Genomic DNA, 26,734 nt, shown 5'->3' with positions numbered 1-26,734 from the left:
CAAAAATTGTTTTTGATGCTCGATGCTGTGAGTGCCCACACAGATTGCTTGATTCAAATTGTTAAAGAGCGACGCAGCTTTTGGCTGCTGCGGGAGTGGCATTCTACTCAACCGCCTTCTCGAGTCAAGCCTTATTTTTACAGGCTTTTCGAGGCTACCGACTTGGCTTTCTGCGTTGCCGCTTGCCGTGTCGATGGAGGCGCATTATAGGGAGCGAATTCGTTCTGGCAACCCCTCCCCTGCAATAAAATTGCAAAAAAGCACACTTTTTTAGTTATTCACCTCCAAGCACAGCTTTTATACAAACTTATCCACAGAAACGGGTGCCAAGTTGCTAGAATGGCCGAAAACAAGGAGGCCAAGATGGACTTGCGACTGAGACCTTACAAGGGGAAACGCCCGCAACTGGGCAAACGGGTATATGTGGACCCCTGCGCCACCCTGGTGGGCGACATCGAACTGGGCGACGATGCCAGCATCTGGCCCATGGTGGCCGCCAGAGGGGACGTCAACCACATCCGCATCGGCGCGCGCAGCAACATTCAGGACGGCACCGTGCTGCACCTGACCCGCAAAAGTGCCAGCAATCCAACCGGCCATCCCCTGTTGATCGGCGAGGATGTCACGGTCGGCCACAAGGCGATGCTGCACGGCTGCACCATAGGCAACCGGGTGCTGGTCGGCATGGGTGCCATCCTGCTGGACGGGGCCGTGGTCGAAGATGATGTGATGATAGGCGCAGGCAGCCTGGTACCACCGGGCAAACGGCTCGAGGCCGGCTTTCTTTATATGGGCAATCCCATCAAGCAGGCGCGCCCCCTCAAGCCAGCCGAGATCGCCTTCCTCAAGACCTCGGCCGACAACTATGTGCTGCTCAAGGACGAATACCTGCAAGAGGCTTGAATCCTATCAGCCACAAACAGGAAGCCCGGCATGATGCCGGGCTTCGCGTCTTATATAGCTATATAGGTGTCGATGACGACTGCCAGAGATCAGTGGGCCTGATCCCAGTTGTCACCGGTGCCCGCCTCAACCACCAGCGGCACATGCAATTCGGCAGCGGCTGACATCTTCTCCTTGATGAGCGCGATGTACTCCTCCAGCTTCTCTTCGCGGATCTCGAACACCAGTTCATCGTGCACCTGCATCAGCATGCGGATCGACTGGTCTTCAATGCCCCGGATCCAGCCGTCCACGTTGATCATGGCGCGCTTGATGATGTCGGCGGCCGTGCCTTGCATGGGGGCGTTGATGGCGGCCCGTTCGGCCGCCTTGCGCAGACCGGCGTTGCGGGACTTGATGTCCGGCAGATAGAGGCGGCGACCAAACAGGGTTTCGACATAGCCCTGGGCTTCCGCCTGCTGGCGAGTACGCTCCATGTACTCCAGCACGCCCGGGTAGCGCTCGAAGTAGAGATCCATGTACTTCTGCGCCTCAGCGCGGCCGATCCCCAGCTGCTTGGCCAGACCGAAGGCGCTCATACCGTAGATGAGGCCGAAGTTGATCGCCTTGGCGCTGCGACGCATGTCGCTGGTCACCGCATCAAGTTCAACCCCGAATACCTCGGCGGCGGTCGCCTTGTGGATGTCCTTGCCCTCGGCGAAAGCGGTCAGCAGTCCCTGGTCACCGGAGAGGTGGGCCATGATCCGCAGCTCGATCTGGGAGTAGTCCGCGGCCACCAGCTTGTAACCGGCGCACGGGATGAAGGCCTGCCGAATGCGACGCCCCTGTTCGTTGCGCACCGGGATGTTCTGCAGGTTGGGATCGGTAGACGAGAGCCGCCCGGTCGCCGCCACCGCCTGATGATAGGAGGTGTGCACCCGCCCGGTCTGCGGCTTGATCATCAGCGGCAGCTTGTCGGTGTAGGTGGATTTGAGCTTGGCCAGGCCACGGTGCTCCATCAGCAGACGCGGCAGCTCATAGGTCTCCGCCAGCTCGGCCAGCACCTCTTCCGCGGTGGAAGGGGCTCCTTTCGGAGTCTTCTTGATGATCGGCAGCCCCAGCTTGGTAAAGAGGATCTCCCCCAACTGCTTGGGCGAGGAGAGGTTGAACTCCTGCCCGGCCAGCTCGTGGGCCTGTTTCTCCAGCTCAGCCAGACGCACTTCGATCTCCTGGCTCTGCTGGTGCAGCAGCTTGGGCTCGATGGTGGTGCCGAGCCGCTCCATCCGCGCCAGCACCGGCAGCAGCGGCAGTTCGATCTCGCTGAACATCTTGGCGAGACCCGGCTCGGCAGAGAGCTTGCCCCACAGCGTCTGATGCAGACGCAGGGTGATGTCGGCATCTTCCGCCGCGTAGGGGGCCGCCTGCTCCAGTTCAATCTGGTTGAAGGTGAGCTGCTTGACCCCCTTGCCGGCGATATCCTCGAACGAGATGGTCTCGACGTTCAGATATCTGCGAGCCAGCGAATCCATGTCGTGGCGACTGGCGGTGGAGTTGAGCACATAGGACTCGAGCATGGTGTCGTAGGCGATGCCCTGCAGCTCGATGCCGTGGTTGAGCAACACGTTGCGATCGTACTTGAGGTTCTGCCCCACCTTGAGGCGGGCCGGATCTTCCAGCAGCGGCTTGAGCTTGCCGAGCACCACGGCCTCGGTCAGCTGTACCGGCGCCCCCAGATAGTCGTGACCGAAGGGCACATAGGCCGCCTTGCCCGGTTCGATGGCAAAGGAGACGCCCACGACGCGCGCTTCCATATAGTCGAGACTGGTGGTCTCGGTGTCGAAGGCAAACAACGGCGCCGCCTGCAGCTGGGCCAGCCAGTCGTCGAACTCGGCCTCGTCCAGAATGCAGCGGTAGTCGGTTTCGATGGCGGCAGCCGGGGCTGTGCCTTCCTCATCTCCCTCGGCGCCGCTCTCCTCGCCACCGGACTCCAGCTCTTTGATCAGGTTGCGCAGCTCATACTCGCGATAGACCGCCAGCAGGGCCTCCTTGTCGATGGGGCCGAGCTCCAGCTCTTCCAGGCTCTGCTCCAGCGCCACGTCGGTCTTGATGGTGGCCAGCACATAGGAGAGGCGCACCTGCTCCTCCTGCTCGCGGAACTTGTCGGCAAACGCCTTGGAGCCCCGGAAACCAAGGGCAGCGACCTTGTCGAGGTTGGCGGCGATCTCGTCGATGCTGCCGATCCCCTGCAGCAGGGCAAGGGCCGTCTTCTCGCCGACACCGGTCATGCCGGGGATGTTGTCCACCTTGTCCCCCATCAGGGCCAGGTAGTCGATGATGAGCTCGGGCGGTACGCCGAACTTCTCGATCACCCCTTCCCGATCGGTCTTCACGTCCTTCATGGTGTCGATCAGGGTGACATGGTCGGAGACCAGCTGCGCCATGTCCTTGTCGCCCGTGCTTATCAGCACCGGCAGCTGTTTCTCGGTCGCCTGACGGGCCAGGGTGCCGATCACGTCGTCGGCCTCGACCCCTTCGACCATCAGGAAGGGGAAGCCCATCGCCTTGATCATCTGGTGGATGGGGGCGACCTGGCTGCGCAGATCATCCGGCATGCTGGCCCGGTTGGCCTTGTATTCGGGATAGATGTCGTCGCGGAAGGTCTTGCCCTTGGCATCGAACACCACGGCCACGTGGCAGTCTGGATACTGCTTGCGCAGGCTGCGCATCATGTTGGCCATGACACGGACGGCGCCGCTCGGCAAACCGGTCGAGGTGCGCAGATCGGCCTGCTGAGAGGCAAAGAAGGCGCGGTAAAGGTATGAAGAGCCGTCGACCAGAATAAGGGGATTGCTAGGGGCCATGAAATCGTCCTGCCAGAGATAAACAGCCGCTAGGATGCCACAGGGCCCGCACCACACCAAGGGGCAGCCCCTCTCCCCTGCACGCCATCGCCAGCAGACCACCCTGTGGATAACTCTGTGCTCAAAAATGGCATCGTGACGGCACCACACTGACAAAGCTGTGGATTAAAATATAAAATTTGTTTTAAAACATGCAGTTGCTGCCAACAAAACACACCTTGACAGGCAGGTCATGATCTCGATCAATGTGGAAAAAAATTGAGAGGGGTAGCTGAGGCAGGATCCAAAACGAAACAATCCTAGCACAGCAAGATGACTTGACCAGCCGAGGTCGAACGATAACCATACAAAAGTACAACAATTGACCCTGGCTCACATTTTCAACAAGGAGGAGTCCGCCATGAAAAAAGTGGCCGTGATCTTGAGTGGCTGTGGCGTGTTCGATGGCGCCGAAATCCATGAGGCCGTCATCAGCCTGCTGGCACTGGCCCGTCAGGGGGCATCCGTTCAATGCTTCGCCCCCAATGTCCCTCAGCTTCATGTCATCAATCACCTGACCGGCGAGGTCAGCGCGGGGGAGAGCCGCAACGTGCTGGTCGAGGCCGCCCGTATCTGCCGCGGCCAGATAAAGGACGTGGCCGAGCTGGATGCGGCCGACTTCGACGCCCTGCTGCTGCCCGGGGGCTTCGGCGCCGCCAAGAACCTGTGCGACTTCGCCGTCAAGGGTGCCGATTGCCAGATCCAGCCGGATGTGCTGAAGGCCTGCCAGAGCTTTGCCAAGGCCAGGAAACCGGCGGCCTATATCTGCATCGCGCCGGCCATGATCCCGCTCATCTACGGCGCCGGGACCCTGGCCACCATAGGCAATGACGAAGGCGCCGCCAACGCCATCGAGGCAATGGGCGGCAGCCACCTCAACTGTCCGGTGAGCGAGTTCGTGGTGGATCAGGAGCGCAAGGTGATCTCCACCCCCGCCTACATGCTGGCGCAGAACATCGTCGAGGCGGCCGACGGCATCGAGAAGACGGTCAAGCAGCTGCTCGCGCTCTGATACTCCGTCCGTCCAAAACAAGCGGGCCGCTCAAGGAGCGGCCCGCTTTCATTCCGGTCAGCAGCGACAGGATCAGATGGCATCGCCCATCTGGTCCATCTTGCCCAGCAGGGCACGCAGACGCTCTTGCCAGGCAACGTGCTCGTTGCGCAGCTGATGGTTCTCGTCTTGCAGCTTGCTGTTCTGCTCTTTCAGCTCGTCCAGCTCCATCTTCAGCAGGGAGATGTTGTCGACGGCGGATTGTACTTTGGATTCGAGTTGCTCAAGGACTTCTAGTGACATATGCATACCTGTATGTTCAATTGCGATGCCCCACAGGGAGCGATTCAAGCGCGTGAAGCCAGCATACCCCGATGCGCGCGGCACAAACAAGCCAGCGCGTTGCAAAATGCGCCCTCCAGCTCGGTATTGCCTAAATATGCGTCGGTTTTTCTCGCAGGTGGCAGGCGTCCCTTTCCATGGCACGTCCCGCAATATTCACAGCCCTGCGGATCAGACTCCGTGCAGGGCGATGAAGCCTCCCATCAGCAGGCAGGCAACCCCGTACATCAGCAGGCCATAGAGCAGGTTCCAGCGCAGCAGGAGCGCGGCGCTCAGGTTGTAGCGGGATGCCAGGGCCAGGTTGGAGCCGGAGAGCGGGCTGGTGCCGGTGGCCAGCCCCCACCCCAGCAGGAAGCACATGCCGAGCAGGCTGGGATCCGGTGACAGGGGCCACAGCAGGGGGGCCACCCCCGAGATGCTGATGAGGGGGTGCACGCCGACGATGGCCACCAGGAAAATCAGCAGCAGGGTCAGGCTGGCCTCCAGCCAGCCGAAGTGAATGAACAGCGGCAGGCCGTGCCCGCCGCCAAAGTCGAGCACCGACAACGCGCTGTTGATGCCCGCCGCCAGCAGGCCAGCCCCAAGGAACAGTACCAGCTGACCACCAATGGCCGGGAAGCGCTCCACCACCTGCCGCTTGAGCGCGGCACCACGCCCGGCTCGTGGCATGAACAGCAGTGCCAGCAGGGGGGCCACCAGCGCGATCACCGCCAGGATGCTGAGACCGGGCCAGAACTGGTGGATCAGCAAGACCAGCAGCGCCAGAGCCACCGGCAGCCCCAGGGTCTGGGGTCGAAGCGGATAACCCTCGAAATCCGCCACCCCGAGCCGCTCCACCTGCCAGGCCGTCAGCCCCATGGCAAGCAGGGCGGCCAGGATGCCAAAGGGCAGTATGCTGCCCAGTTGCAGGCCGGGGGAGTAGGTGAGCGCCACCGCCATGGCGACGAAGAAGGGAGACCAGAAGGCCGCAGCGCAGAAAATCCGGCTCAGCACCATGACCTGGCGCCGCTCCAGGGTGCCGCCCCGTTCCAGCCGATCACCGATGATGAAGAGCACCGAGAGGTTGATGACGGCCCCGAGCAGATTGAGGCTGGCCATGGTGCTCCACAGCCCCTTGCGACCCTGCCAGGAGGTGGTCCCCGTCAGCAGTCCGGAGGTGGCGAGGTTGAGGGTGCTGACCGCCGCGAACATGGTGAGCATGTTGATGTTCGGCAGCAACCAGTCCCCCGGGCTGAGGACAGCCCCCCGCCACCAGGAGAAGATCAGCAGCAGCAGCGCCGCACCGTAGAGGGCCAGGGCCTGGCGCCTCGCGGCCCCCACCAGCCAGGGCCAGGTGAGCAGGGAGGCGGCCCAGGCGGCGATGGCCGCCGGCCAGGGGGAGAAACCCAGATAGAGATGGAGCAGGTTGAGCAGCCACATCCCCAGGATCAGAAAGCCTGACCAGCGCTTGACCATACAACGGCCTCGGTCAGGGGATCAGAGACACTGATCCATGTCCAGGGAGGGTTTGTCGCACTCGGGACGACCCACGATCTTGGCGGGCACGCCAGCCACGGTAGTGTGGGGCGGCACCGGATTGATCACCACGCTGCCGGCACCTATCTTGGCGCCGACGCCCACTTCGATGTTGCCGAGCACCTTGGCCCCAGCCCCTATCATCACCCCTTCCCGGATCTTGGGATGGCGATCACCGCTCTCCTTGCCTGTCCCCCCCAGGGTCACGCTCTGCAGGATGGAAACGTCGTTTTCGATGACCGCGGTTTCCCCGACGACGATGCCGGTGGCGTGGTCAAACATGATGCCCTTGCCAATACGCGCGGCCGGGTGCACGTCAACCCCGAACACCACGGAGATCTGGTTTTGCAGATAGAGGGCCAGGGCGCGACGCCCCTGACGCCACAGCCAGTTGGCGACCCGGTAACCTTGCAGGGCATGGAATCCCTTGAGATAGAGCAGGGGCGTGGAGAAGAGGTCGACGGCCGGATCGCGCTCCTGCACGGCGCAGATGTCGGCGGCCACCGCCGCCAGCAGCTCGGGCTCGCTGCGCAGGGCCAGCTCGATCACTTCGCGCAGGGCGATGGCCGGCATGGTGGTGCTGTCGAGCTTGTTGGCGAGCTGGAAGCTCAGCGCCGAGCGCAAATCCCGGTGATTGAGAATGGTGGAGTGAAAGAAGCTGGCCAGCATGGGCTCCTGGGTCGCCATGCTCTGCGCTTCCTGCTGAATTTTTTGCCACGTGTGGGCGACCAGATCATCCATGTTGAGCCTACTGTTGTTCAGGGTGAGTGCTTTGTCGTTCTTTTGTCAGCACCGAGATGGGGTCCATGTGAATGATCACATCCATCCGCTCGAAGGCCTGGCGGACGGCCAGTTCAGCCTCGTCGGCTATCTGATGGGCCCTGACCAGGGGCAGTTGGTCATCCAGTTCCAGATGCAACTGCACGAAGCGGGTCGGCCCGGATTGGCGGGTACGCAGATCATGTACGCCATGCACCCCCTCTACGGCACAGCAGAGGGCCATTATTCTCGCTTGTTCCTCCTCTGGCAACTGACGATCGAGCAGGGCCTGCACCGATTCGTAGCCAATATGCACGGCGCCCCACACCAGGAACAGGCCGATCAGAATGGCAAAGAGGCCGTCTGCCCAATACCACCCCTGCCCCGCCAGCACCAGTGCCAGCAGCACGCCGCCGTTGAGCAGCAGGTCGGAGCGGTAGTGCAGCATGTCCGCCTTGATGGCCACGCTGTTGGTCTTGCGGATGACCAGGCTCTGGAAGCTGACCAGCAGCAGGGTCAGCACGATGGAGCCGACGCTGACCCAGATCCCCGCCTCCAGGCGCACCACGGGCACATGATTCAGCATCGACGAGATACCGTGCATCATCAGCAGCAGGGCAGAACCCGAGATGAAGGCCGACTGGACCAGCCCCGCCAGGGACTCCGCCTTGCCGTGGCCGAATCTGTGCTCCGCGTCGGCCGGCGCCATGGCGTAGCGGATGGCCAGCAGGTTGATGATGGAGGCGCTGACGTCCATGAAGGAGTCCGTCAGGGAGGCCAGCAGGCTGGAGGAGTCCGTCATCAGCCAGGCGATCAGCTTGCCCAGGATGAGCAGGGTCGCGGTGACGACCGCCGCCATGCTGGCCAGGGTGACCCAGCGGGAATATTGTTGGTGGCTCAAAACCGGCTTTCCTCCGACGCGTAAAAACTTATTATACCCTGACCCGACCGTCTGTTTGGCGTGTGAAATCAACAGAGTGACTCCCAGATGAACAAAATACTCCTGGTCGATGACGATCTCGAACTGACCCAGTTGCTGACCGAAATCCTGACCCTGGAAGGCTTCCAGGTGACCGTGGCAGAGGACGGGGAAGAGGGGCTGCAGCGACTGGGCGAGCAGCCTTTCGATCTGGTGTTGCTGGATGTGATGATGCCCAGACTCAACGGCTTCGCCATGTTGACCCGGCTGCGCAAGACCCACGACACCCCGGTGCTGATGCTGACCGCCCGTGGCGACAGCCAGGATCGGGTCAACGGCCTGGAAGCGGGTGCCGACGACTACCTGGCCAAGCCGTTTGACGACAGGGAGCTGCTGGCCCGGGTGCGTGCCATCCTGCGCCGCACCCAGGGCAGCCAGCCCCAGCGCGGCACCCCGGATGAGCTGAGATTCATGGATCTGGTGCTGCAACCCGGCCTGCAGCAGGCCCGCTGCGATGGTCAGTTGCTGGAGCTGACCGCCACCGAGTTCGGCCTGCTGGAGTGCCTGCTGCGCAATCCGGGTCAGATCGTCAGCAAGAACCTGCTCTCCGAACAGGTGCTGGGCAAGAAGCTGGAGCCCTTTGATCGATCCATCGACATGCACCTGAGCAACCTGCGCAAGAAACTGCCGGAACGCACCGACGGCCAGCCCCGCTTCAAGACAGTACGCGGCCGGGGTTACCTGTGGCTGGAGCAGGCATGAAGATGGCCCGCCCCTTCAACGGCATCTCCACCCAGATCTTTCTCTGGTTCTGGTTCATGCTGCTGCTGGTAGTGGCGGCCGTGGTGATACTGCCCACCCTGGATCCCCGCAACATCATTCCGCTCCCAGCCCACGAGGTCACCCGCCTCAACAACAACCTGGCGGCGCTGCAGCGGGGGGCGGATCCCGACCAGGATTTCGATCTAGCCAAGGCCATCGATGCGGCCGGCCTCCTGCCGGTGGACAACATCTATCTGCGTGACGCCAAGGGGCAGATGCAGGCCAGCACCCAGCTCAGCAAGTTCGTGATCCGCTTCATGCTCGACTCGGACAACCCGGCCAAGCCCATGCTCGGCAGCGAGCACCAGCGCGCCATCGCCGGCCCCTTCCAGATGACCCACCACGGCCAGGTTTATCACGTCTACTTCGGCCTCAACGTCGAGAATTCCTACCTGTTCCTGTTCATCCAGATCCTGGATCACCCCATCCAGATCCTCGGCATCGCCATGCTGGTCAGCACTCCGCTCTGCCTGTTGCTGGCCTGGCGCCTGACCCGCCCCATCCTGGAGCTGCAACGGTCTGTCTCCCGGCTGGCTCAGGGCAACCTGGAGATGCAGATCCCCAACCTCGGTCGCAAGGACGAGATCGGCCAGCTGGCGGAGCATGTCAGCCACATGGTCGATACTCTCAAGGACATGATCCAGAAGCAGAAACAGCTGCTCTCCGACATCTCCCACGAGCTGCGCAGCCCCCTCACCCGCATCCAGCTGGCCCAGGCGCTGATCCGCCGCAAGCAGGGGGACAGCGCCGAGCTGGCACGCATTGAAGGGGAGATCGCCCGGCTCGACAAGCTGATCGGGGACCTGCTGGATCTGTCGCGGGTACAGCAGCATGTGGAGGCTCCGGTGTCCCTGCCGCTGGCGGAGCTGCTGGAGCCCATCCTGGATGACGCCATGTTCGAGGCGAACCAGAACGGCAAGCAGCTCAGGCTGCCCCCTCTGCCGGAGGAGTCCCTCACCATGTGGCCTGAGCTGCTGGCGCGCGCCCTGGAAAACCCGCTGCGCAACGCGCTCAAATATGCCCGCGAGTTCATCAAGGTGGAGTGGTACCGGGAGGGTCGGGAGTGGGTGATGACCATACGGGATGACGGCCCCGGTGTGCCGGTGGAACAGCAACCCAGGCTGTTCCTGCCCTTTTTCCGGGTCGATGATGCCCGCAATGCCAAGACCGGCGGCACCGGCCTCGGTCTCGCCATCGCCGCCGAGGCGATCGCGCGTCATGGCGGCACCATCCGGGCCAGCAGCAACCAGCCGACCGGCCTGGTCATCACCATCCGCCTGCCCATGGCCTGAGTCGCCCCCTTTTCATCGACACGGGCGCTGGGTATGCTGGCGCCCATTTCGCACCACCCCAGGATACCGTCATGCTCGACATCGTGCTCTACCAACCGGAAATCCCGCCCAACACCGGCAACATCATCCGTCTCTGTGCCAACACCGGCTATCGGCTGCACCTGATCGAGCCTCTGGGATTCGCGTGGGATGACAAGCGGGTGAAACGGGCAGGGCTCGACTATCACGAGTTCGCCGAGGTGAAACGCTGGCCGAGCTACGAGGCATTTCTGGCGGCCGTCGCCCCCCAACGGGTCTTTGCCTGCACCACCAAGGGACGCACCGCCCATTCGGCTGTCCGCTTCGCCCAAGGCGACGCCCTGCTGTTCGGACCGGAGAGTCGTGGCCTGCCGGCGGAGATCATCGAGAGCCTGCCGTTCGAGCAGCGGCTGCGCATCCCCATGCTGCCCCAGAGCCGCAGCATGAATCTGGCCAACGCGGTCGCCGTGTTTGTCTACGAGAGCTGGCGACAGTTCGACTACGCAGGATCTGCCTGACCCGGCCGGGCAGAATCACGAATCAGGCCGCCCCCTTGGCCCTCTGCCCCGTCAGCAGTCGGCCGTCACGCTCCAGCCGCCAGCAGAGCCAGCCGAGCGTCAGACCCCGTCCGGCCATCAGGGCGCTCATGGCGGCCCACAAGGCGGTGACACCCCAGCTCTGACAGAACCACCAGATCGGGAAGAAACCGGCAAACACCGCCACCAGCATGCTGTTGCGCATCTCACGGGCCCGGGTTGCCCCGATGAAGACCCCGTCCAGCAGGAAACACCAGACGGCCAGCAGCGGCATGGCCACCAGCCAGGGCAGCTGACGGTTGGCCTCGGCGATCACCGCCGGAATGTCGGTGATATGGGCGATAAGCACGCCTCCTCCCAGGGCAAACGCCAGGGTGAACGCCAGGGCGATCAGCAGGGCCCAGCCCAAGTTGAGGACGATGGCCTCCCGCAGCCCCTGCCGGTCACGCCGCCCGATGGCGCGCCCTACCATGGCCTCCACCGCATAGGCGAAGCCGTCCAGCCCGTAGGAGATCAGCATCAGGAAGTTGAGCAGCACCGCATTGGCCGCCACGGCCACATCCCCCAGCCTGGCCCCCTGCAGGGTCATGAAGGCGAAGCAGAGCTGCAGACAGAGAGAGCGGATGAAGATGTCCCGGTTAAGGGCGAGCAGGCGCACCAGCGCGGGCCATTGCCGCCAGCGCGACCAAGCGTTTTGCCATACCGCCGGCGAGAGGCGTCGCAGGTGGCGGCTTACCAGCCAGAGCCCCACCGCCAGCGCACTGTAGTCGGCCAGCACGGAGGCGGCCGCGACCCCCTTCACCTGCCACCCCAACCCCAGCACAAAACCGGCGTCCAGCACCATGTTGGCGAGGTTGCTCAGGATCAGCAGCCACATGGGGCTGCGTGCATCCTGCATGCCCAGCAACCACCCCATGATCACCAGGTTGCACAGCGCCGCCGGCGCGCTCCAGATCCGCACCGACACATACTGGCCGGCATAGGCCTGCACCTCGGCGGAGCCGCCGCCGAGGGCGATGATGGCGGGGAGGAAAGGCAGCACCAGCAGCAGGATCACCACCCCGAGGGCGATCGCCAGCCCCAGCGCTCGCGCCAGGGTGTCGAGCTGGCCTTCTGCGCTGGCCGCCCCCTGGGCCTGAGCCGTCAACCCTGTGGTGGACATGCGCAGGAAACCGAGTAGCCAGAACAGCAGGTTGATGAGGGTCGCACCGACCGAGACGCCGCCGAGGAACCAGGCCTCGCCGAGATGACCGATCACCCAGGTGTCCACCAGCCCCAGCAAGGGGGTGGTGATATTGGAGAACACCATGGGCAGGGCCAGGGCAAAGACGGCCCGGTGGCGGCCGGCATCCCTCAACCAGGGCGCCATCAGCATGGGTGATACAAAGAGAGCGGGATCACTCGCCGGTCAGCCGCACGATGCGCGCAAAGTCGGAGACCATGGTCTGCATGTCCACGTGAGGCACTTCGCCCGGCGCCACCCTGGGACGGAACATGGCCGCCAGCTTGCCCGCCGGGTTGATCAACACGATCGAGGCAGAGTGGTCTATCAGATAATCCTTGCGATCGCTCTCCACGATGGAATAGACGAGGCCCAGATTGCGCACCAGGGGGAAGAGGGCGCTGTGGGGCCCGGTCGCCGCCTTGAACTCCGGCTCGAAGAAGGCGGTATAGCTCTTGAGGCGGGCGCTGTCGTCCCGCTGGGGATCCGCCGAGATGAACACCACCTGGCTGTTGGACGCGATCGTCTTCAGGCTCGGATAGACGGCCCGCAGATCCGCCAGCGTAGTCGGACAGACGTCCGGGCAATAGGTGTAGCCGATGAACAGGAAGGTCCAGTGACCCGCGAGCTCCGCTGGCGTAAAGGGCTGGCCATCCCCGTCCGTCAGGGCGAAGGGATTGATGTCCCGCCCCGTCGGATAGTAGTCGGCCTGCTCCGGCAGGGAGGGCTGGCTCCAGTAATAGGCGACCATGAGGCTGCCGATGAAAAGCAACAGCAGCAGGTAGAAGCGGGGTTTAACCATATGAAACAATGTGTTGCCTGTATCAGCTGCCCAAAGGGCAGAACCAGAAGAGGGGCCATTGTAACCCGCCGGGCCCCGCTTATGGCTAGCCTTTCGTCCGAATGGAGTCATTCAGAAACACTCGGAGACCCTGTCGGCAGGAAAACAAGAGCCCCGCACTGGGCGGGGCTCGCAGCAAACGGAAAAGGTCAGTGTTTCAGCCTGCGCAGCGGCTGAGAACGTCTGATGGGCGCACGCAGCGGGATCACGGGCGCCGTCCAGGGGGCATCCGGCAAGCCTATGTCATGGTGGCGGCGAAACAGACGCACCAAGCGGACGATCTTGTCCTTGGGACACCCAAGCCAGACGGTCCAGCCATCTCCCTTGTGGTAGACCCAGAGCGCATAGAACCACGTCATCCGACTGCCCTTGATGAATCGGGTGATGGAGGATGCGGGTGCCGCGACCGGCACCGGATCCCACGGCGAGCTTGAAGCCATACCTGTCCTCCTTGCTCAACAGGCCACGCCGACCAGTGTTACTGCCATCGGGAGGCAAGCCAACCACCGTCGCGTACTGACTGTACGAGTCGTGCCATTGCAGACGACTCTCCCTTCTTCCCGCACCGTCCCGGCGGTGATGCATCCCTGCACATCCGCCCAACCGGCCGGTGCGGCACACGCGTCGTCATGGGGGAAACCCGGCCATAACAGTGCGAGCCTTATCAAAGGATATATCCGAAATGCATGCTTCGTGGCGGGACTGTTTGCAACGAGGAATCGCGGCGGGCGCGACGAAGAGGGGAGCAGGCGGGCGTCCGGGGAGGAGCGCCCAAATGACGGGGCCTCCCGCAGGAGGCCCCTCACCGTGCCGGATGCTTACATCCAGTCGGCGTTGCGGATGACGCCGACCGCCAACCCTTCGATGGTCAGGTGCTGGCTGGCGAGATCCACCTCGATGGGGGAGAGTTCTTCGTTCTCCGGCAACAGCCACACCTGGCTGCCCTTGCGCTGGAAGCGCTTGACGGTGACGTCCTCGTCGAGCCGCGCCACCACCACCTGGCCGTTGCGCACCTCCTGGGTCTTGTGAACCGCCAGCAGATCCCCGTCCATGATGCCGATGTTCTTCATGCTCATCCCCTGCACCCGCAGCAGGAAGTCTGCCCGCGGATGGAACAGGGCAGGATCCACCTGGTAGTGGCTCTCGATATGCTCCTGGGCCAGGATAGGTTCACCGGCCGCCACCTTGCCGATCAGCGGCAGGCCGCTCTCTTCTGGCGCAGCCTCCTCCTCTTCGAGCAGCAGGCGGATGCCGCGGGAGGTTCCCGGCATGATCTCGATGACCCCCTTTTTGGCCAGGGCCTTCAGATGTTCCTCGGCCGCGTTGGCCGACTTGAATCCAAGCTTCTGGGCGATCTCGGCGCGAGTCGGCGGCATGCCGGTCTCGTTCATGTTCGCCTTGATCAGCTCCAGGACTTCGGCCTGGCGAGGGGTAAGGGGTTTCATAGCATGGGCACCTGTCTTTTTATACAGCACACTGGCAGTATATACAGTGCTGTGGCCAAGGCAAGGCGTTGCTGACATTTGTCCCCCATTGCAGCCAAAAGGGTGTCCTCGATCCCGTCTCGGGACTCATCGTACCTCTCGGCGACAAGCCGTCGGTGATTTGCTATGCTCACGCCGCATTTTTTTGGAGAGCAGACGCACATGTCCCTTGGACAGAAGATTTCCAGAGCCATCCTGCAATGGCCGGTCAGCGGCTTGGTCAATCACAAGAGCCTGCCGGAAAACCCCATCACCGAGCTCAAGCTGGATCCGGCCAGACCCATCGTCTATGCCCTGAAGACCAGCTCGATCACCGATCTGATGACCCTGCAGCAGTGCTGCGAGGATCTCGGCCTGCCCGGCCCCTTCACACCGCTGGAGCTGAACGGTCAGCTGCTGCCGCGCTATGTCTGCCTGGATCGTCCGCCTCCCCTGTTTGGCAAGCGCACCAAGCCGCTGCCCTTCCTGCAGGAGTTCCACCAGCTGCTGGACTTGCACAAGCAGGATCCGGCGCTGGATATCCAGGTGGTGCCCGTCACCCTGTTCTGGGGCCGAGCCCCGGGCCGCGAGGGCGAAGAGGCCTCCGGCTGGAACATCATCAGCAGCCTGGCGCCGAACCGCCTGAAGAAGGCGCTTATCGTGATCCTCAAGGGGCGCGAGAACCTGGTGCGCTTCTCCCCGCCCCTCTCCCTGCGCTACATGGCGGACAAGCACGGCACCGACGAGGCCATCGCCCACAAGCTGGCCCGGGTCGCCCGCACCCACTTCAGCCGCCAGCAGCTGGCCGCCACCGGGCCCAAGCTGCCGAACCGCAACCTGCTGTTCAAGCAGTTGCTGGACTCCGGCGTGATCCAGCAGGCCATCGAGGAAGAAGCCAGACGGGAGGGGATCAGCCTGGAGAAGGCGCAGAAGCGCGCCCACGGCTACATGGACGAGATCGCCTCCAACTTCTCCTACCGGCTGATCCGCCTCGGCGAGAGCTTCCTCGGCTGGCTCTGGAACAAGCTCTACCGCGGCCTGTCGGTCAACGGTGCCGAGCAGGTGCGCCAGCTGGCCCAGGAGGGGCACGAGATCGTCTACGTGCCCTGCCATCGCAGCCACATGGACTACCTGCTGCTCTCCTACGTCATCTACCACCAGGGCATGGTGCCGCCCCACATCGCGGCCGGCATCAACCTCAACTTCTGGCCGGCGGGGCCCATCTTCCGCCACGGCGGTGCCTTCTTCATCCGCCGTACCTTCAAGGGCAACCCGCTCTACAGCACGGTGTTCCGTGAATACCTTAACCTGCTGTTCGCCAAGGGCTACTCGGTGGAGTTCTTCACCGAGGGCGGCCGCTCGCGCACCGGCCGCCTGCTGCCCCCCAAGACCGGCATGCTGGCCATGACGCTGCAGGCCATGATGCGCGGGCTCGACCGCCCGGTGACCCTGGTCCCCGTCTACCTCGGCTACGAGCACGTGATGGAGGTGAACACCTACCACAACGAACTCAAGGGCAGCCGCAAGGAGAAGGAGAGCTTCCTGCAGGTGCTCGGCATCCTGCGCAAGCTGCGCAACTACGGCCGGGGCTTCGTCAACTTCGGCGAGCCCCTGACCATCAACGGCTACCTCAACGAGCGGGTGCCGGAGTGGAAGGCCCATATCGGCAAGGAGGAGCGCCCCGAGTGGATGGCGCCCACCGTCAACCAGCTGGCCGAGCTGATGATGACCCGCATCAACGATGCCGCCGCCGTCAACGGCCTGACCCTGAGCGCCCTGGCGCTGCTGGCCGCCGAGCGCCACGCCCTGACCCGCGACGAACTCCAGGCCCAGCTCAACACCTATCTGGATCTGCTCAAGCAGGTGCCCTACAGCCCGCAGAGCACCATGCCGGATGAGGATGCCAAGACCCTGCTGGATCAGGCGATGGAACTCAACAAGTTCGAGGTGAGCGAGGACAAGCTGGGCCAGATCATCAGCCTGGACCGCTACCAGGCGATCCTGCTGACCTACTACCGCAACAACATCCTCCACCTGTTCGCCATGCCCTCCCTGGTGGCGGCGCTGATCGAGCGGTGCGAGGGGATCTCCCGCAACGAAATCGTCGCCCGCTGCGTCGACATCTACCCGCTGCTCAAGACCGAGCTCTTCCTGCGCTACCAGGAAGACGAGCTGCCGGAGCTGGTCGATGCCCTGCTGGCCGAGCTGCAGCGCCAGCAACTCATCGAGGCCCGCGACGGCGGCTTCTGGGTCAACCCGGGCAACCAGATGCGTCTGCTGCTGCTGGCCGAGAGCATCCAGGAGACCCTGCAGCGCTACGCCATCGTGCTGACCCGCATGCTGGCCCAGCCCCACATCGAGGCGGAGCAGCTGGAGGCGGACGGCCTGATGATGGCGGAACGCCTCGGCACCCTGCACGGCATCAATGCCCCCGAGTTCTTCGACCCGAAACTTTTCAGCACCCTGATCCACACCCTGCGCAGCGAAGGCTATCTGGACCCGGGCTGCAAGCCGGATCTGGGCCGCTTCCAGGCATTGGCCGACAACATAGTGCCGCTGCTCAGCACCAAGATCCGCCGCACCATACAGGCGGGCAACCGGACCTGAGCCGGTACGCACCCATGAAAAAGGCCGCATCATGCGGCCTTTTTCATCTCGTCGGGGCTAACCCTGCAGGTAGTGAACGATCACCCCGAGCAGCACCAGAGCCCCCACGTAGTTGTTGTTGAGGAAGGCCTGGAAGCAGGCTTCCCGCTGTCGCTCCCGGATCAGGCGCTGCTGATAGACGAACAGGGCGGCCGCTCCCAGCAGACCCCAGTAGTAGCCTGAACCCAGCCCCATCAGCTGGCCCACCAGCAGCAGGATCAGCAGGGTCGCGAGCTGCAACACCCCGATGATTCGCTTGTCGTGACGGCCGAACAGGATGGCGCTCGACTTGAGGCCGAGCTTGAGGTCGTCGTCCCTGTCCACCATGGCGTACTCGGTGTCGTAGGCGATGGTCCACAGCAGGTTCGCAAGAAACAGCAACCAGGCCACAGGCGGCAGGGCATTGGCCTGGGCCGCATAGGCCATGGGAATGGACCAGGAGAACGCCATCCCGAGCACCAGCTGCGGGATCGGGATGAAGCGCTTCATGAAGGGGTAGCAGACCGCCAGCAGCAGGCCGGCAAACGACAGGCCGATGGTGAGCGGGTTCAGGGTCAGCACCAGGGCGAATGAGATGAGCGCCAGCACGGCGAACAGGATCAGTACCTCGCGCTCGGCGACCCGGCCCATGGGCAGCGGTCGCCCGGCGGTGCGTTTCACGTGGCCGTCGAAGTTGCGATCCGCATAGTCATTGATGACGCAGCCCGCCGAGCGCATCAGGAAGACGCCGATCACGAACACGGTCAGGATCCAGGGATCCGGCAGGCCGCCGGCGGCCAGACAGAGTGCCCACAGGGTCGGCCACAGCAGCAGCAGCGTGCCGATGGGCTTGTCGATGCGGGCCAACTGCGCATAGGCCAGTCCCCGCTCCTTGGTTAACAGCTTCACACCAGCTCCTTATTCGATGGCAACCCGTTGGGCGATAGCGAGGGCAGGAAGAGTTCGTGGACAAGCAAGGGCCACTGCCCCAGATAGAGGCGGGAACGGCGCCCCCAGACAGTGCCGGCCGGGCACCAGGGATTGCTCGCGATCTCGAAGCAGGCCAGTTGCAGGTGATCGCGCCGCGCGGGCAGATCACCGAAAATGCGCTCCCCCAGCGGTTGCTCCCCCAGATCCTGCAGGCCGCCGCCAAGCAGTACCTCCTCGGCAAACAGGGTCCAGCCCAGGATGGCGGGCCCGCCGTCCCCGTGCAGAATGACCTCGCGGCACATCCCAACGGGATCATGCACCGCCACCAGCGCCTGCTCGTCCTCTGCCAGCGACACGCTGCGATTGCCGAGCAGTTGCACCGAGAGGTGGCGATTGTAACGGCGCAGGCGCCGGGTCATGGAATCGGTCTCCAGCAACCAGGGGCGCAAGGCCTCGGGGAGTTCGCACTCTGCGGGAGCCCGCCATGGGACGAGCTGGATGAGGGGAACAGTCAACTCGGACTTCACAGCTTCACCATCCGGAGATTTCCGTTGTCAGGTTAAAATCCGGTTTATTATCCGTAAATCAATGGCGAATTGTAAGAACATCCGTGCTTGACGGCCCCGATGACAGCATCAAAAATGGGGCATCCATCGCTGCCGAGCCATCTAGATGAAGATCTTCAGAATTCTGCTGGTGTTATCCCTGGGTTGTACCCTGCTGCAAACGCAGGCCTTCGCCAACGAAGAGGCGGCCACCGACGCTGCCTCCTCCGCCGTCCAGCCGGGCTTTGCTTATCATGCGCTGGATCCGGACATCATCACCAACTACCTGGGCGATGGCAAAACCCTGGGCTACGTGCGGGTGACGGTGGAGCTGATGGCCGAGAACGCCGCCGATCTCGCGCTGTTGGAACAGCACGACCCCCTGATCCGCGACGCCATCATCCGCCTGATTGGCAGCAAGACGGGCGCCCAGATCAAGTCCCTGGTGAGCCGGGAAGAGCTGCGCAAGGAGTGTGAGGCCAGAGTCAACGAACTGCTGGTCAAGGAGACCGGCAAGAAGGCCGTACGCGAGCTCATCTTCACCAAGTACCTGTACCAGTAACTCACTCCCCTTACATTCACTGTCGAGGACGTATCGTCATGGGTCACAAGACGCTGTGTGAATGGCGCCGCCACGAGATCCCGGCCGATCTCAAGGCGCTGCGCAAAATCTTGCGCAAGCCCAAGTTTGTGTGCGGCAAGTGTGCCCGCAGCGCCAACGACAAGGACTACCTGTGTCAGCCGCTGCGGCTGAAAAACAAGGAGGAGTAGGCCCCCGTTTCTGCAGGAGCTGAGGGGAAAGGCAGGGCGGGCCGAGCCCTATTGATCGGTCCAGCCGTGGCGGCCCTGTTCGACCAGGCGACGGGCCTGGACGTCGTTGGGGCAGACGCCTCGATATTCCTCTCCCGACCGCCCGGCCAGATAGAGGTGCTCGGGCCGGCAATACCAGGCCAGTCCCTTCTGCCGCCCCTGTTCCCACAGAGCGACGTCCACCTTGTCAGCGCACTGGGTCTGATGGAATGCCACCCTGTCGCCGGCAAAACCGAGCTTGCCGTCGGCCTCGCCGACGTCACTCCACACCTTCTCGCAGGGATCGTCCGAGTTGGAAACGCAGCCCCCGAGCAGGGCAACACAGAACATGATGACGAGTGAGCGCATAATCATCCTTGATCGTCGTTTGCGTGTGTATCCAGCCGCCGGCCCGACGGGTCACCGCCAAGTACAGCGCCATTTGAGAGATTCATTCTAACCAGCCCGATGCCTTCCCACCAAGGGCGACGTCCCCGGCCGCCAAATAAATCGGGCGGGCACAGGGCCCGCCCGCAGGCGTTACAGGGAGTCATTGATCGTCGAGAGGGTCATCGTCCAGCCAGCTCTCGTCGTCGAACTCCTCCAGCTCGTCTTCCCAGGATTCCGGCTCCCATTCGTCGTCGAGCTCGAAATCCGGTGTCTGCTTACCCATGCTCATTCTCCTTGGATAGTGCACCGGCCTTCAAAGTCTATCCAGAAAAATGGGGCCCGCCAGTGGCTCTAGTCGGCGATTAATTAAGGTCCGGCCAGCCACCTGTCTCAGCCCGATCCCGGTCGCAGCCCGGGTGAAGAAGCCAGCCGGCAGATCCCGCGCCAGCTGGACCAGGGTCGGTACTGTCTTGCCATCTTGGCTTTCCAGTAAGAGTGTCTTGAACCTGCCTGCCTCTCGCAGTTGTGCCATCGCCCGTCAGGTGCTTTGACGCCGTTGCAGTTGAAAATCCAGGGCCAGGGTCATGCCCGCCACCGCTTCCCCCGCCAGCTGACGCAGGATCAGCTCCGCCGCCTCCCGGCCCATCTGGTGATAGGGGATCCTGACCGAAGTGAGCGCCGGGTAGCAGGCGCGCGCCACATCCAGATCGTCGAAACCGGCGATGGCGAGTTTGCCCGGCACACTCAGGTGGCGGCGCTGGCACTCGAACAACACGCCAGCGGCCAGCTCGTCGTTGACGCAGACCAGGGCATCCAGCTCGGGCCAGCGCAGCAGGAACTCCCCCAGCATGGCCGCCCCCGTGCTGAAACTCGGCAGCTCGGACGTGTTGATGATGGCGTCGGGGGAGAGGTAGTTGTCGAGCAGTGCCTTCTGCCAGCCCTGCATGCGCTGCTGCAGCATCCACTGCTCCTGGCGGGCGCAGAGGAAACCAATGTTGCGGTAGCCGCGCTCGATGAGGTGGCGGGTCAGCTGATAACCGGCATCGAAGTTGGAGACCCCGACGTTCATGTCGATGGGGCTACGGGCCATGGCCCCCACCTCCACCACCGGCAGGCGGGCGGCCCGCAGGCGCTGCCGGATGGTCTCGCCGGGATCGCCGCCAAACAGCACCACGGCTGCCGGATTGTGCTGCAGGAAGTTACTGAGCAGGCTCTCCTCCTGCTGCTTCAGGTGCTGGGCATCCCCCAGCATGATCTGGTAGCCCTCGGCGAGCAGGGTCTGCTGCAAACCGGCGATCATGTCGCCACAGGCGCGCTCCGCCAGGCTGGGGACGATGACGACTATGGTCTGGGAGGTGGCGGAGGCCAGTGCCCCCGCCGCCCGGTTCGGGATATAGCCGAGTTCATCCACTGCCGCCTCGATGCGCTCGCGCATCTTGTCGGACACCAGCTCCGGGGTACGCAGGGCTCGCGACACCGTCATGGCCCCCACGCCCGCCAGCTGGGCCACATCGTTGAGGGTCACCCGACCCGTGCTACGGCGCTTCTTCGCTTCTGACATCCTTTCCCTTCCTCGGCATACGGGCATTCACTTTAAGGCAAAAGCGGGATACTGACTATTTGCTCCAACCGCATTTTACCGCCTTCGGCAGCGAGAAGGGGCAAGACGGACCCCGTGCGCGGCACAAATGTTAGCGCTATCACAGAACGATGTTAGCGCTATCTGGTAGCGCTAACTTTCGAGATCATGATCACAGTTCCGGGCGAGGGAGATCGCTAGATTGGCGCCATCTTATCCAGCCCGGACACTGCCATGCTGACCCAATTGCTGACCGAGGAGGTCATTTCCATCGAAGCGGGCGCCCGCGACTGGCGTCACGCCATCGAGCTGGCCACCGCCCCCCTGCTGGCCAACGGCACCATAGAACCCTCCTATGTGGCGGCGCTCTATCGCTCCCACGAGGAGCTCGGCCCCTACTACGTGCTGGGCCCGGGCCTGGCCATGCCCCACGCCCGCCCGGAAGACGGCGTCAACCGGCTGGGACTGGCGCTGACCGTGCTGAAGGAGGGGGTCAACTTCGGCTCCGAGGGCAACGACCCGGTCCGGCTGCTGGTCACCCTGGCCGCCAGCGACAGCGACTCCCACGTGGAGACCATCGCCCAGCTGGCCGAGCTGTTTATGAATGAAGAGGACGTGGCGGCCATCATGGCGGCCACCAGCAAAGACGACATCTTGCGCATCCTGGCGCGTTATTGAGTGGCGCCCTGCGCCCGACAGAGGAAGAGAACATGAAGATTCTGGTTGTATGCGGACACGGCCTGGGCACCAGCCTGATGATGGAGATGAGCATCAAGAGCATTCTCAAGGAGCTGGCCGTGACGGCCGAGGTGGATCACCGGGATCTCGCCTCTGCCGGTAGCGAGAGCGCCGAGATCTTTGTCGCCACCCGCGACATCGCCGAACAGCTGGTCAGCATGGGCGTCGACGGCCGGCTGGTCTCGCTGGACAACATGGTCGACAAGGCCGCCATGAAAGAAAAACTCGCCATCGCCCTGCGCGAGCTGGGCGCACTCTAACCCCTTTGCGACTGTCTGGGCGGCCGGTGAGCCGCCGCTTCCATCTGCTTGGAGCTGACCATGGAATTTTTCAATTTTCTGATGTTTGACGTGCTGTCGGAGCCGGCCGTGCTGGTCGGCCTGATCGCCCTCATCGGCCTGATCGCCCAGAAGAAACCGGTGACCGAGTGCATCAAGGGCACGGTCAAGACCATCATGGGCTTCGTCATCCTGGGGGCTGGCGCCACCCTGGTGGTGAACTCGCTGGGTGACTTCGCCACCATCTTCCAGCACGCCTTCGGCATCAAGGGAGTGGTACCCAACAACGAGGCCATCGTCTCCATCGCCCAGCAGTCGTTCGGCAAGGAGATGGCGATGATCATGTTCTTCGCCATGCTGGTGAACATCCTGATCGCCCGGCTCACCCCGTGGAAATTCATCTTCCTGACCGGTCACCACACCCTGTTCATGTCGATGATGGTAGCGGCCATCCTCTCCGCCGGCGGCATGAGCGGCATCCCGCTCATCGCGGTGGGCAGCCTGGTGGTCGGCGTGACCATGGTGCTATTCCCGGCCCTCGCCCACCCCTACATGAAGCAGATCACCGGCTCCGATGACGTGGCGCTCGGCCACTTCTCCACCTGCTCCTATGTGCTGGCCGGCTGGATCGGCGCCAAGTTCGGCAACAAGGCCCACAGCAGCGAAGAGGTGCAGGTACCCAAGAGCCTGCTGTTCCTGCGCGATACCCCGGTGGCCATCTCCTTCACCATGGGCATCATCTTCCTTATCACCTCAGCTTTCGCTGGCCCCGAATTTGTCGCCAGTGTCGCCAAGGGCAAGCACTGGTTCATGTTCTCTCTGATGCAGTCCATCACCTTCGCCGCAGGGGTCTACGTGATCCTGCAGGGGGTACGGATGGTCATCGCCGAAATCGTGCCGGCCTTCAAGGGGATCTCCGACAAGCTGGTGCCCAACGCCAAGCCGGCGCTGGACTGCCCCATCGTCTTCCCCTACGCCCCCAATGCGGTGCTGATCGGCTTCCTGTCGAGCTTTGCCGCCGGACTGGTGGGCATGGTGCTGCTCTACCTGCTGGGGCTCACCGTCATCATTCCTGGGGTGGTGCCGCACTTTTTCGTCGGCGCGGCAGCCGGGGTCTTCGGCAACGCCACCGGCGGCCGTCGCGGTGCCATGCTGGGGGCCTTCGCCAACGGCCTGCTGATCACCTTCCTGCCGGTGTTCCTGTTGCCGGTGCTGGGGGATCTCGGCTTTGCCAACACCACCTTCAGCGATGCCGACTTCGGCGTGGTGGGGATACTGCTCGGCCTCATCGTGCGCTGATCGCAGCAATGTGTGGCCGAAAAAAGGCACGACCCAAGGTCGTGCCTTTTGCATTTCACTGCGCTGGCCGCGTGAGTGGCGAATAATCCAGCAGAGAGACAAAAATCGGGTCCGCACAGTGCCGGGGATCGGATTTTCACGCCGTCGCGGCAGCATCTGACGGTCGAGTGCGATATGCTGTTTCGCTGTCGTTCAACCATGACCTCACATGAGGCCTTCTCCATGAAATACCTGGTAGTACAAACCAAACAGATAGGGGACGTGCTGATCTCCACCGCCCTGTGCAACAACCTCAAGCAGCACGATCCTGCCGGGGAAGTTCACTATCTGGTCATGGATTACTGCGCGGGCATGGCAGAGGGAAACCCCAACATCGACCGCTTAATCGTCATCGAGAAGGCGCGCCGCAACGAGTGGCGCTACATGAAGGATTTGCTGTTGAGGATCCGCCGCGAGCACTACGACGTGGTGATCAACAGCCAGGGCCAGATGATAGGCCTGCTGACCTGCCTCTTCTCCGGCGCCCGCCTGCGGATCGGGTTTGACTCCTTCCCCTGGCGACTCGGCCACAATCGCATCGTGCGCTTCCGACACGACACCGAGCATCGGGGCAACAGCACCCTGGTGGACGACAGATTCTCCCTGCTCAAGCCCCTCGGCCTCGCCAGGGAGGATCGCAACTACTATCTCTGGCTCAGCGACGAGGAGAGGCAACGGGGGCGCGAGACCCTGCTGGCCGCCGGCGTCGACCTGAGCCGCCCGCTCATCGCCATGGGGGTCAACTCGCTGGGCCACTACAAGCGCTGGCCCATCGACTGCTTTGCCAAGGTAGCGCGCTGGCTCATCGAGGAGCACAACGCCCAGATCCTGATTTACTGCGGGCCGGGGGAAGAGGAGTACAACCGGGGGCTCAGACCGTTGCTGCCTGAGGCGCTGCAAGCCAGCGTGTTTGACCAGATCAAGACACGTTCGGTGCGCGAGCTGGTCGGGCTTTTCGCCCATTGCCAACTCTTCGTCGGCAACGACACCGGCCCGCGCCATATGGCGCAGGCCATCGATCTGCCGCTGCTGACCATAGTGGCGCCAGGTGGCGACAAGATCATCGCCAACCCGGTGAACCACCCCCGTTATCAGGCCATCGATATCTTCGATGCCAAGGGGACAGACTATCGGCTCCCGCCCCAGCAGAAAGACGCCTTCGATGAAGCCCTGTTCCGAGCAATTACGCCGGAGCTGGTTATTCAGCGGCTAGAGACTCTGCTTGCTCAGTCACAGTCAACAGACTAGATAGCGCCTCACAAACGGCCCGATTATCGACGTTGTTCATGTCGGCATTCAGGCCCGGGGAATCGCTGAAGAGGATCCGGACCTTCGGCGTGCTGGTCGGCAGCCACTGATTGAACACCTCACCATGACGTGGGTAGACCGCCACCAGCGGCTTCTCCAATCCGACGGCGATATGCACTATGGCGGTGTCCACCGACAGCACGGCCCTGGACTGCTGAACACAATAGATCGCATCATCAATGGTTTTCACACCCTCCAGCAGCATGACATTGCTGGCTGTACAGGCGCTGACCATGGACGCTGCCGCGTCATAAGTGGCGGGTGAGGACAGGAGCCCGAAGCGGCAATCCGAGAATTCATTCCCCAGCGTGTTCAATAACGCAACCACCTTGGCGTGGGAGAACGACTTGTACTGGGTGCTGCCGAAGGGATTGAGGAGAACAAGATCCTCGCAGGCAGAGGTCACATTCCCCCTCCTTGCCACCGGGATGATGTACTGGGGATCTATATCTCCAGCCCCCAGCAGAGACAACAGATAGCGATATTTATCCTGGAACAGCATGCCCGCCGTCGCCCTGGAGAGTTTCACATTGACGCGTCCGATACTGTCATCAAGGGAGGCAACATTGGTCGGAGAGAGCTTGTGCAGGAGATAAAGATCTTTCATCTTCATCCCCTCGGTGAGATGTATCACCAGATCGACATGGTCAATGGTTGCCGCCATCTCGCCGATGGCACGGTAGCCGGGCCTTTTGTTGATCTCGATGACCTCATCAACGCCGAAACAATCCCGATACAGACTGGCCAACGCAGGGGTCGTGATCACGGTCACCTTCTTGCTCCCCGGCAGCTTTTTTATCTCCCTGAAGAAAAATGAAGAGATAAATGAGTCTCCCAGTTTGGCATCCCAGCGGACAACCAGCACGTGGTTGACATCCCCTTGCATGCCGAGGGGCATCTTCTTGTCAAACAAGAGTATACCCAGCGCTCTGCGCACCCTATCACGCAACAGTTGCAGATAGCCGATCACCATCACACCTCTTCGTTGCCAACATGAGGACCATAATTGCGGTCATCAATCGTAGTATCGAACATACCAACATCCATACAGCAAGGCTCAACACCCGAGGCCGTTAGACCGTTGAGCTGTAACCGCCCCGTCAAATAGTCAGCTGGCATTCGAAGCGGATAAGCTGTTGCTAATAATTTTTCTGCACCGGCTAACGTGAGCATATAACCAGCAGCAGAAATTATACCCCTCTTGGATTTTCGACTCGGGGTCATATAGCGAGCCAGACGATACCCTTCTGGGAGCATTTTTAATATTGGCCAATACTTTGCCTTTCCATGATGAAGGAAAACAATCTCCGCCTGATTGCATCCGATAATAAACTCTATAATTGATTTGAAGTGCATATGCAGATAAATATCATCTTCCAGAATTATACAACGCTCGATCCCCTCAGAAATAATTTTTTCATACAATCGGATATGGCTCAAAGCGCAGCCAACCTCAGCCATACTTAGGTCATGACCGCAAAATTCCTTAGCCAAGGTAAAGTCTACCGCCCCAATATCAGTATCATTCAAAGAGCGGCCATCGACAGCTTCAAAAAACTCAAAGTCAATATTGAGATGCTTCATCTGCTTTGTAACCATTGCACGTCTATCCATGCTACGGTTCAAGCTGATAACAAAGACAGGGACCATTAGACTCCACCTCAAAAACTATAATCGCTATTTATGAAAAAAGACTTAAGTTTCATTCATAT

General features: G+C 62.2%; 29 protein-coding genes. 13 read left to right on the top strand and 16 right to left on the bottom strand.

What is annotated here, in order from left to right:
• A partial coding sequence (locus tag J9885_RS14105) for a hypothetical protein (RefSeq protein ID WP_210549840.1) occupies window positions 1-210 on the top strand: 210 nt, incomplete at its 5' end.
• 153 nt (window positions 211-363) lie between these two features.
• On the top strand, window positions 364-903 hold the full coding sequence (locus J9885_RS14100) for a gamma carbonic anhydrase family protein (protein WP_210549839.1): 540 nt from the start codon (window positions 364-366) through the stop codon (window positions 901-903).
• An 89-nt stretch (window positions 904-992) separates the two neighbouring features.
• On the opposite strand, the gene polA is transcribed toward J9885_RS14100, so the two are convergent.
• Window positions 993-3,743 carry a DNA polymerase I gene (gene polA, locus J9885_RS14095; protein WP_210549838.1) on the bottom strand — a complete coding sequence of 917 codons (2,751 nt, stop codon included), beginning with the start codon at window positions 3,741-3,743 and terminating at the stop codon, window positions 993-995.
• A 400-nt stretch (window positions 3,744-4,143) separates the two neighbouring features.
• Here polA and elbB point away from each other — a divergent pair, with 400 nt between their 5' ends.
• Entirely contained in the window at window positions 4,144-4,794 is a 651-nt protein-coding gene (gene elbB, locus J9885_RS14090; protein WP_210549837.1) for an isoprenoid biosynthesis glyoxalase ElbB, read from the top strand.
• A gap of 72 nt (window positions 4,795-4,866) precedes the next feature.
• Here elbB and J9885_RS14085 read toward each other — a convergent pair whose 3' ends face one another.
• The 4 genes from J9885_RS14085 to J9885_RS14070 all read right to left on the bottom strand — a co-directional run bounded on the left by J9885_RS14085 (window position 4,867) and on the right by J9885_RS14070 (window position 8,290).
• Window positions 4,867-5,076 carry a cell division protein ZapB gene (locus J9885_RS14085; protein WP_010672454.1) on the bottom strand — a complete coding sequence of 70 codons (210 nt, stop codon included), beginning with the start codon at window positions 5,074-5,076 and terminating at the stop codon, window positions 4,867-4,869.
• Between the two features lie 210 nt (window positions 5,077-5,286).
• Window positions 5,287-6,570, bottom strand: coding sequence for a hypothetical protein (locus tag J9885_RS14080; RefSeq protein WP_210549836.1), 1,284 nt, complete (start codon window positions 6,568-6,570; stop codon window positions 5,287-5,289).
• 21 nt (window positions 6,571-6,591) lie between these two features.
• On the bottom strand, window positions 6,592-7,371 hold the full coding sequence (cysE, locus tag J9885_RS14075) for a serine O-acetyltransferase (protein ID WP_210549835.1): 780 nt from the start codon (window positions 7,369-7,371) through the stop codon (window positions 6,592-6,594).
• A gap of 7 nt (window positions 7,372-7,378) precedes the next feature.
• The gene (locus J9885_RS14070) at window positions 7,379-8,290 is read right to left on the bottom strand and encodes a cation diffusion facilitator family transporter (RefSeq protein WP_043763559.1); all 912 of its coding nucleotides are present in this window, start codon (window positions 8,288-8,290) and stop codon (window positions 7,379-7,381) included.
• 87 nt (window positions 8,291-8,377) lie between these two features.
• Between J9885_RS14070 and J9885_RS14065 the strand changes: the two genes are divergently transcribed.
• The 3 genes from J9885_RS14065 (at window position 8,378) to trmL (ending at window position 10,958) form a co-directional block, all read left to right on the top strand.
• Window positions 8,378-9,070 (top strand): response regulator, encoded by a 693-nt coding sequence (locus J9885_RS14065; RefSeq protein WP_043763561.1) that lies wholly within the window; start codon window positions 8,378-8,380, stop codon window positions 9,068-9,070.
• Complete coding sequence (locus tag J9885_RS14060) at window positions 9,067-10,422, top strand: ATP-binding protein (RefSeq protein ID WP_043763563.1); 1,356 nt, start codon at window positions 9,067-9,069, stop codon at window positions 10,420-10,422. Before J9885_RS14065 ends, J9885_RS14060 begins: the two co-directional genes overlap by 4 nt.
• Before the next feature lie 71 nt (window positions 10,423-10,493).
• On the top strand, window positions 10,494-10,958 hold the full coding sequence (gene trmL, locus J9885_RS14055; RefSeq protein WP_043763565.1) for a tRNA (uridine(34)/cytosine(34)/5-carboxymethylaminomethyluridine(34)-2'-O)-methyltransferase TrmL: 465 nt from the start codon (window positions 10,494-10,496) through the stop codon (window positions 10,956-10,958).
• Between the two features lie 22 nt (window positions 10,959-10,980).
• On the opposite strand, the gene J9885_RS14050 is transcribed toward trmL, so the two are convergent.
• The 4 genes from J9885_RS14050 to lexA all read right to left on the bottom strand — a co-directional run bounded on the left by J9885_RS14050 (window position 10,981) and on the right by lexA (window position 14,484).
• Complete coding sequence (locus J9885_RS14050) at window positions 10,981-12,351, bottom strand: MATE family efflux transporter (RefSeq protein ID WP_210549834.1); 1,371 nt, start codon at window positions 12,349-12,351, stop codon at window positions 10,981-10,983.
• 22 nt (window positions 12,352-12,373) lie between these two features.
• The gene (locus tag J9885_RS14045; protein WP_210549833.1) at window positions 12,374-13,000 is read right to left on the bottom strand and encodes an SCO family protein; all 627 of its coding nucleotides are present in this window, start codon (window positions 12,998-13,000) and stop codon (window positions 12,374-12,376) included.
• Between the two features lie 188 nt (window positions 13,001-13,188).
• A complete protein-coding gene (locus J9885_RS14040) occupies window positions 13,189-13,479 on the bottom strand; it encodes a hypothetical protein (protein WP_210549832.1) in 291 nt (96 codons plus the stop codon).
• A gap of 378 nt (window positions 13,480-13,857) precedes the next feature.
• A complete protein-coding gene (gene lexA / locus J9885_RS14035) occupies window positions 13,858-14,484 on the bottom strand; it encodes a transcriptional repressor LexA (protein WP_210549831.1) in 627 nt (208 codons plus the stop codon).
• Window positions 14,485-14,685: 201 nt separating this feature from the next.
• On the opposite strand from lexA, the gene plsB reads away from it, so the two are divergent.
• Window positions 14,686-17,109, top strand: a complete 2,424-nt coding sequence (gene plsB, locus J9885_RS14030; protein ID WP_210549830.1) for a glycerol-3-phosphate 1-O-acyltransferase PlsB — start codon at window positions 14,686-14,688, stop codon at window positions 17,107-17,109.
• A 57-nt stretch (window positions 17,110-17,166) separates the two neighbouring features.
• Here plsB and ubiA read toward each other — a convergent pair whose 3' ends face one another.
• Both ubiA and J9885_RS14020 read right to left on the bottom strand, forming a co-directional pair.
• Window positions 17,167-18,036 (bottom strand): 4-hydroxybenzoate octaprenyltransferase, encoded by an 870-nt coding sequence (gene ubiA, locus J9885_RS14025; RefSeq protein WP_210549829.1) that lies wholly within the window; start codon window positions 18,034-18,036, stop codon window positions 17,167-17,169.
• The gene (locus tag J9885_RS14020) at window positions 18,033-18,584 is read right to left on the bottom strand and encodes a chorismate lyase (protein ID WP_210549828.1); all 552 of its coding nucleotides are present in this window, start codon (window positions 18,582-18,584) and stop codon (window positions 18,033-18,035) included. The genes ubiA and J9885_RS14020 overlap by 4 nt, the downstream gene beginning before the upstream one ends.
• Before the next feature lie 145 nt (window positions 18,585-18,729).
• On the opposite strand from J9885_RS14020, the gene J9885_RS14015 reads away from it, so the two are divergent.
• Window positions 18,730-19,164: a flagellar basal body-associated protein FliL gene (locus J9885_RS14015; protein ID WP_043763586.1), complete on the top strand. Its 435-nt coding sequence runs from the start codon at window positions 18,730-18,732 to the stop codon at window positions 19,162-19,164.
• A 38-nt stretch (window positions 19,165-19,202) separates the two neighbouring features.
• A complete protein-coding gene (locus J9885_RS14010; protein ID WP_081843875.1) occupies window positions 19,203-19,373 on the top strand; it encodes a hypothetical protein in 171 nt (56 codons plus the stop codon).
• Window positions 19,374-19,421: 48 nt separating this feature from the next.
• Here the strand turns inward: J9885_RS14010 and J9885_RS14005 are convergent, their stop codons facing one another.
• The 3 genes from J9885_RS14005 to J9885_RS14000 all read right to left on the bottom strand — a co-directional run bounded on the left by J9885_RS14005 (window position 19,422) and on the right by J9885_RS14000 (window position 21,342).
• Window positions 19,422-19,760, bottom strand: coding sequence for a DUF2799 domain-containing protein (locus J9885_RS14005; protein WP_167576870.1), 339 nt, complete (start codon window positions 19,758-19,760; stop codon window positions 19,422-19,424).
• 181 nt (window positions 19,761-19,941) lie between these two features.
• Window positions 19,942-20,064, bottom strand: a complete 123-nt coding sequence (locus J9885_RS20095; RefSeq protein WP_081843877.1) for a hypothetical protein — start codon at window positions 20,062-20,064, stop codon at window positions 19,942-19,944.
• Between the two features lie 255 nt (window positions 20,065-20,319).
• Entirely contained in the window at window positions 20,320-21,342 is a 1,023-nt protein-coding gene (locus J9885_RS14000) for a LacI family DNA-binding transcriptional regulator (protein ID WP_134696821.1), read from the bottom strand.
• Window positions 21,343-21,594: 252 nt separating this feature from the next.
• On the opposite strand from J9885_RS14000, the gene J9885_RS13995 reads away from it, so the two are divergent.
• The 4 genes from J9885_RS13995 (at window position 21,595) to J9885_RS13980 (ending at window position 24,962) form a co-directional block, all read left to right on the top strand.
• On the top strand, window positions 21,595-22,038 hold the full coding sequence (locus tag J9885_RS13995) for a PTS sugar transporter subunit IIA (protein ID WP_049046508.1): 444 nt from the start codon (window positions 21,595-21,597) through the stop codon (window positions 22,036-22,038).
• Between the two features lie 32 nt (window positions 22,039-22,070).
• On the top strand, window positions 22,071-22,358 hold the full coding sequence (locus tag J9885_RS13990) for a PTS sugar transporter subunit IIB (protein WP_016349013.1): 288 nt from the start codon (window positions 22,071-22,073) through the stop codon (window positions 22,356-22,358).
• Between the two features lie 60 nt (window positions 22,359-22,418).
• Window positions 22,419-23,675 (top strand): PTS ascorbate transporter subunit IIC, encoded by a 1,257-nt coding sequence (locus J9885_RS13985; protein WP_094697045.1) that lies wholly within the window; start codon window positions 22,419-22,421, stop codon window positions 23,673-23,675.
• 222 nt (window positions 23,676-23,897) lie between these two features.
• Window positions 23,898-24,962, top strand: a complete 1,065-nt coding sequence (locus J9885_RS13980) for a glycosyltransferase family 9 protein (RefSeq protein ID WP_210549827.1) — start codon at window positions 23,898-23,900, stop codon at window positions 24,960-24,962.
• Here the strand turns inward: J9885_RS13980 and J9885_RS13975 are convergent.
• Entirely contained in the window at window positions 24,913-25,995 is a 1,083-nt protein-coding gene (locus J9885_RS13975; protein WP_246876961.1) for a glycosyltransferase family 9 protein, read from the bottom strand. The two genes, J9885_RS13980 and J9885_RS13975, sit on opposite strands and share 50 nt — an antisense overlap.
• A complete protein-coding gene (locus J9885_RS13970; RefSeq protein WP_210549826.1) occupies window positions 25,995-26,672 on the bottom strand; it encodes a glycosyltransferase family 25 protein in 678 nt (225 codons plus the stop codon). The genes J9885_RS13975 and J9885_RS13970 overlap by 1 nt, the downstream gene beginning before the upstream one ends.
• Window positions 26,673-26,734: the final 62 nt, after the last annotated feature.

Origin of the sequence: Aeromonas sp. SrichE-2G (assembly GCF_017939565.1) — a bacterium.
Taxonomy (GTDB): domain Bacteria; phylum Pseudomonadota; class Gammaproteobacteria; order Enterobacterales; family Aeromonadaceae; genus Aeromonas; species Aeromonas taiwanensis.
The sequence above is the reverse complement of the archived record's forward strand: the minus strand, read 5'-3'. Positions and strand labels throughout refer to the sequence as shown.

Coding starts and splice junctions, on each gene's coding strand:
- J9885_RS14100 (WP_210549839.1), top strand. CDS start 364: ATGGACTTGCGACTGAGACCTTACAAGGGGAAACGCCCGCAACTGGGC.
- polA (WP_210549838.1), bottom strand. CDS start 3,743: ATGGCCCCTAGCAATCCCCTTATTCTGGTCGACGGCTCTTCATACCTT.
- elbB (WP_210549837.1), top strand. CDS start 4,144: ATGAAAAAAGTGGCCGTGATCTTGAGTGGCTGTGGCGTGTTCGATGGC.
- J9885_RS14085 (WP_010672454.1), bottom strand. CDS start 5,076: ATGTCACTAGAAGTCCTTGAGCAACTCGAATCCAAAGTACAATCCGCC.
- J9885_RS14080 (WP_210549836.1), bottom strand. CDS start 6,570: ATGGTCAAGCGCTGGTCAGGCTTTCTGATCCTGGGGATGTGGCTGCTC.
- cysE (WP_210549835.1), bottom strand. CDS start 7,371: ATGGATGATCTGGTCGCCCACACGTGGCAAAAAATTCAGCAGGAAGCG.
- J9885_RS14065 (WP_043763561.1), top strand. CDS start 8,378: ATGAACAAAATACTCCTGGTCGATGACGATCTCGAACTGACCCAGTTG.
- J9885_RS14060 (WP_043763563.1), top strand. CDS start 9,067: ATGAAGATGGCCCGCCCCTTCAACGGCATCTCCACCCAGATCTTTCTC.
- trmL (WP_043763565.1), top strand. CDS start 10,494: ATGCTCGACATCGTGCTCTACCAACCGGAAATCCCGCCCAACACCGGC.
- J9885_RS14050 (WP_210549834.1), bottom strand. CDS start 12,351: ATGCTGATGGCGCCCTGGTTGAGGGATGCCGGCCGCCACCGGGCCGTC.
- J9885_RS14045 (WP_210549833.1), bottom strand. CDS start 13,000: ATGGTTAAACCCCGCTTCTACCTGCTGCTGTTGCTTTTCATCGGCAGC.
- J9885_RS14040 (WP_210549832.1), bottom strand. CDS start 13,479: ATGGCTTCAAGCTCGCCGTGGGATCCGGTGCCGGTCGCGGCACCCGCA.
- lexA (WP_210549831.1), bottom strand. CDS start 14,484: ATGAAACCCCTTACCCCTCGCCAGGCCGAAGTCCTGGAGCTGATCAAG.
- plsB (WP_210549830.1), top strand. CDS start 14,686: ATGTCCCTTGGACAGAAGATTTCCAGAGCCATCCTGCAATGGCCGGTC.
- J9885_RS14015 (WP_043763586.1), top strand. CDS start 18,730: ATGAAGATCTTCAGAATTCTGCTGGTGTTATCCCTGGGTTGTACCCTG.
- J9885_RS14010 (WP_081843875.1), top strand. CDS start 19,203: ATGGGTCACAAGACGCTGTGTGAATGGCGCCGCCACGAGATCCCGGCC.
- J9885_RS14005 (WP_167576870.1), bottom strand. CDS start 19,760: ATGCGCTCACTCGTCATCATGTTCTGTGTTGCCCTGCTCGGGGGCTGC.
- J9885_RS20095 (WP_081843877.1), bottom strand. CDS start 20,064: ATGGGTAAGCAGACACCGGATTTCGAGCTCGACGACGAATGGGAGCCG.
- J9885_RS14000 (WP_134696821.1), bottom strand. CDS start 21,342: ATGTCAGAAGCGAAGAAGCGCCGTAGCACGGGTCGGGTGACCCTCAAC.
- J9885_RS13995 (WP_049046508.1), top strand. CDS start 21,595: ATGCTGACCCAATTGCTGACCGAGGAGGTCATTTCCATCGAAGCGGGC.
- J9885_RS13990 (WP_016349013.1), top strand. CDS start 22,071: ATGAAGATTCTGGTTGTATGCGGACACGGCCTGGGCACCAGCCTGATG.
- J9885_RS13985 (WP_094697045.1), top strand. CDS start 22,419: ATGGAATTTTTCAATTTTCTGATGTTTGACGTGCTGTCGGAGCCGGCC.
- J9885_RS13980 (WP_210549827.1), top strand. CDS start 23,898: ATGAAATACCTGGTAGTACAAACCAAACAGATAGGGGACGTGCTGATC.
- J9885_RS13975 (WP_246876961.1), bottom strand. CDS start 25,995: ATGGTGATCGGCTATCTGCAACTGTTGCGTGATAGGGTGCGCAGAGCG.
- J9885_RS13970 (WP_210549826.1), bottom strand. CDS start 26,672: ATGGTCCCTGTCTTTGTTATCAGCTTGAACCGTAGCATGGATAGACGT.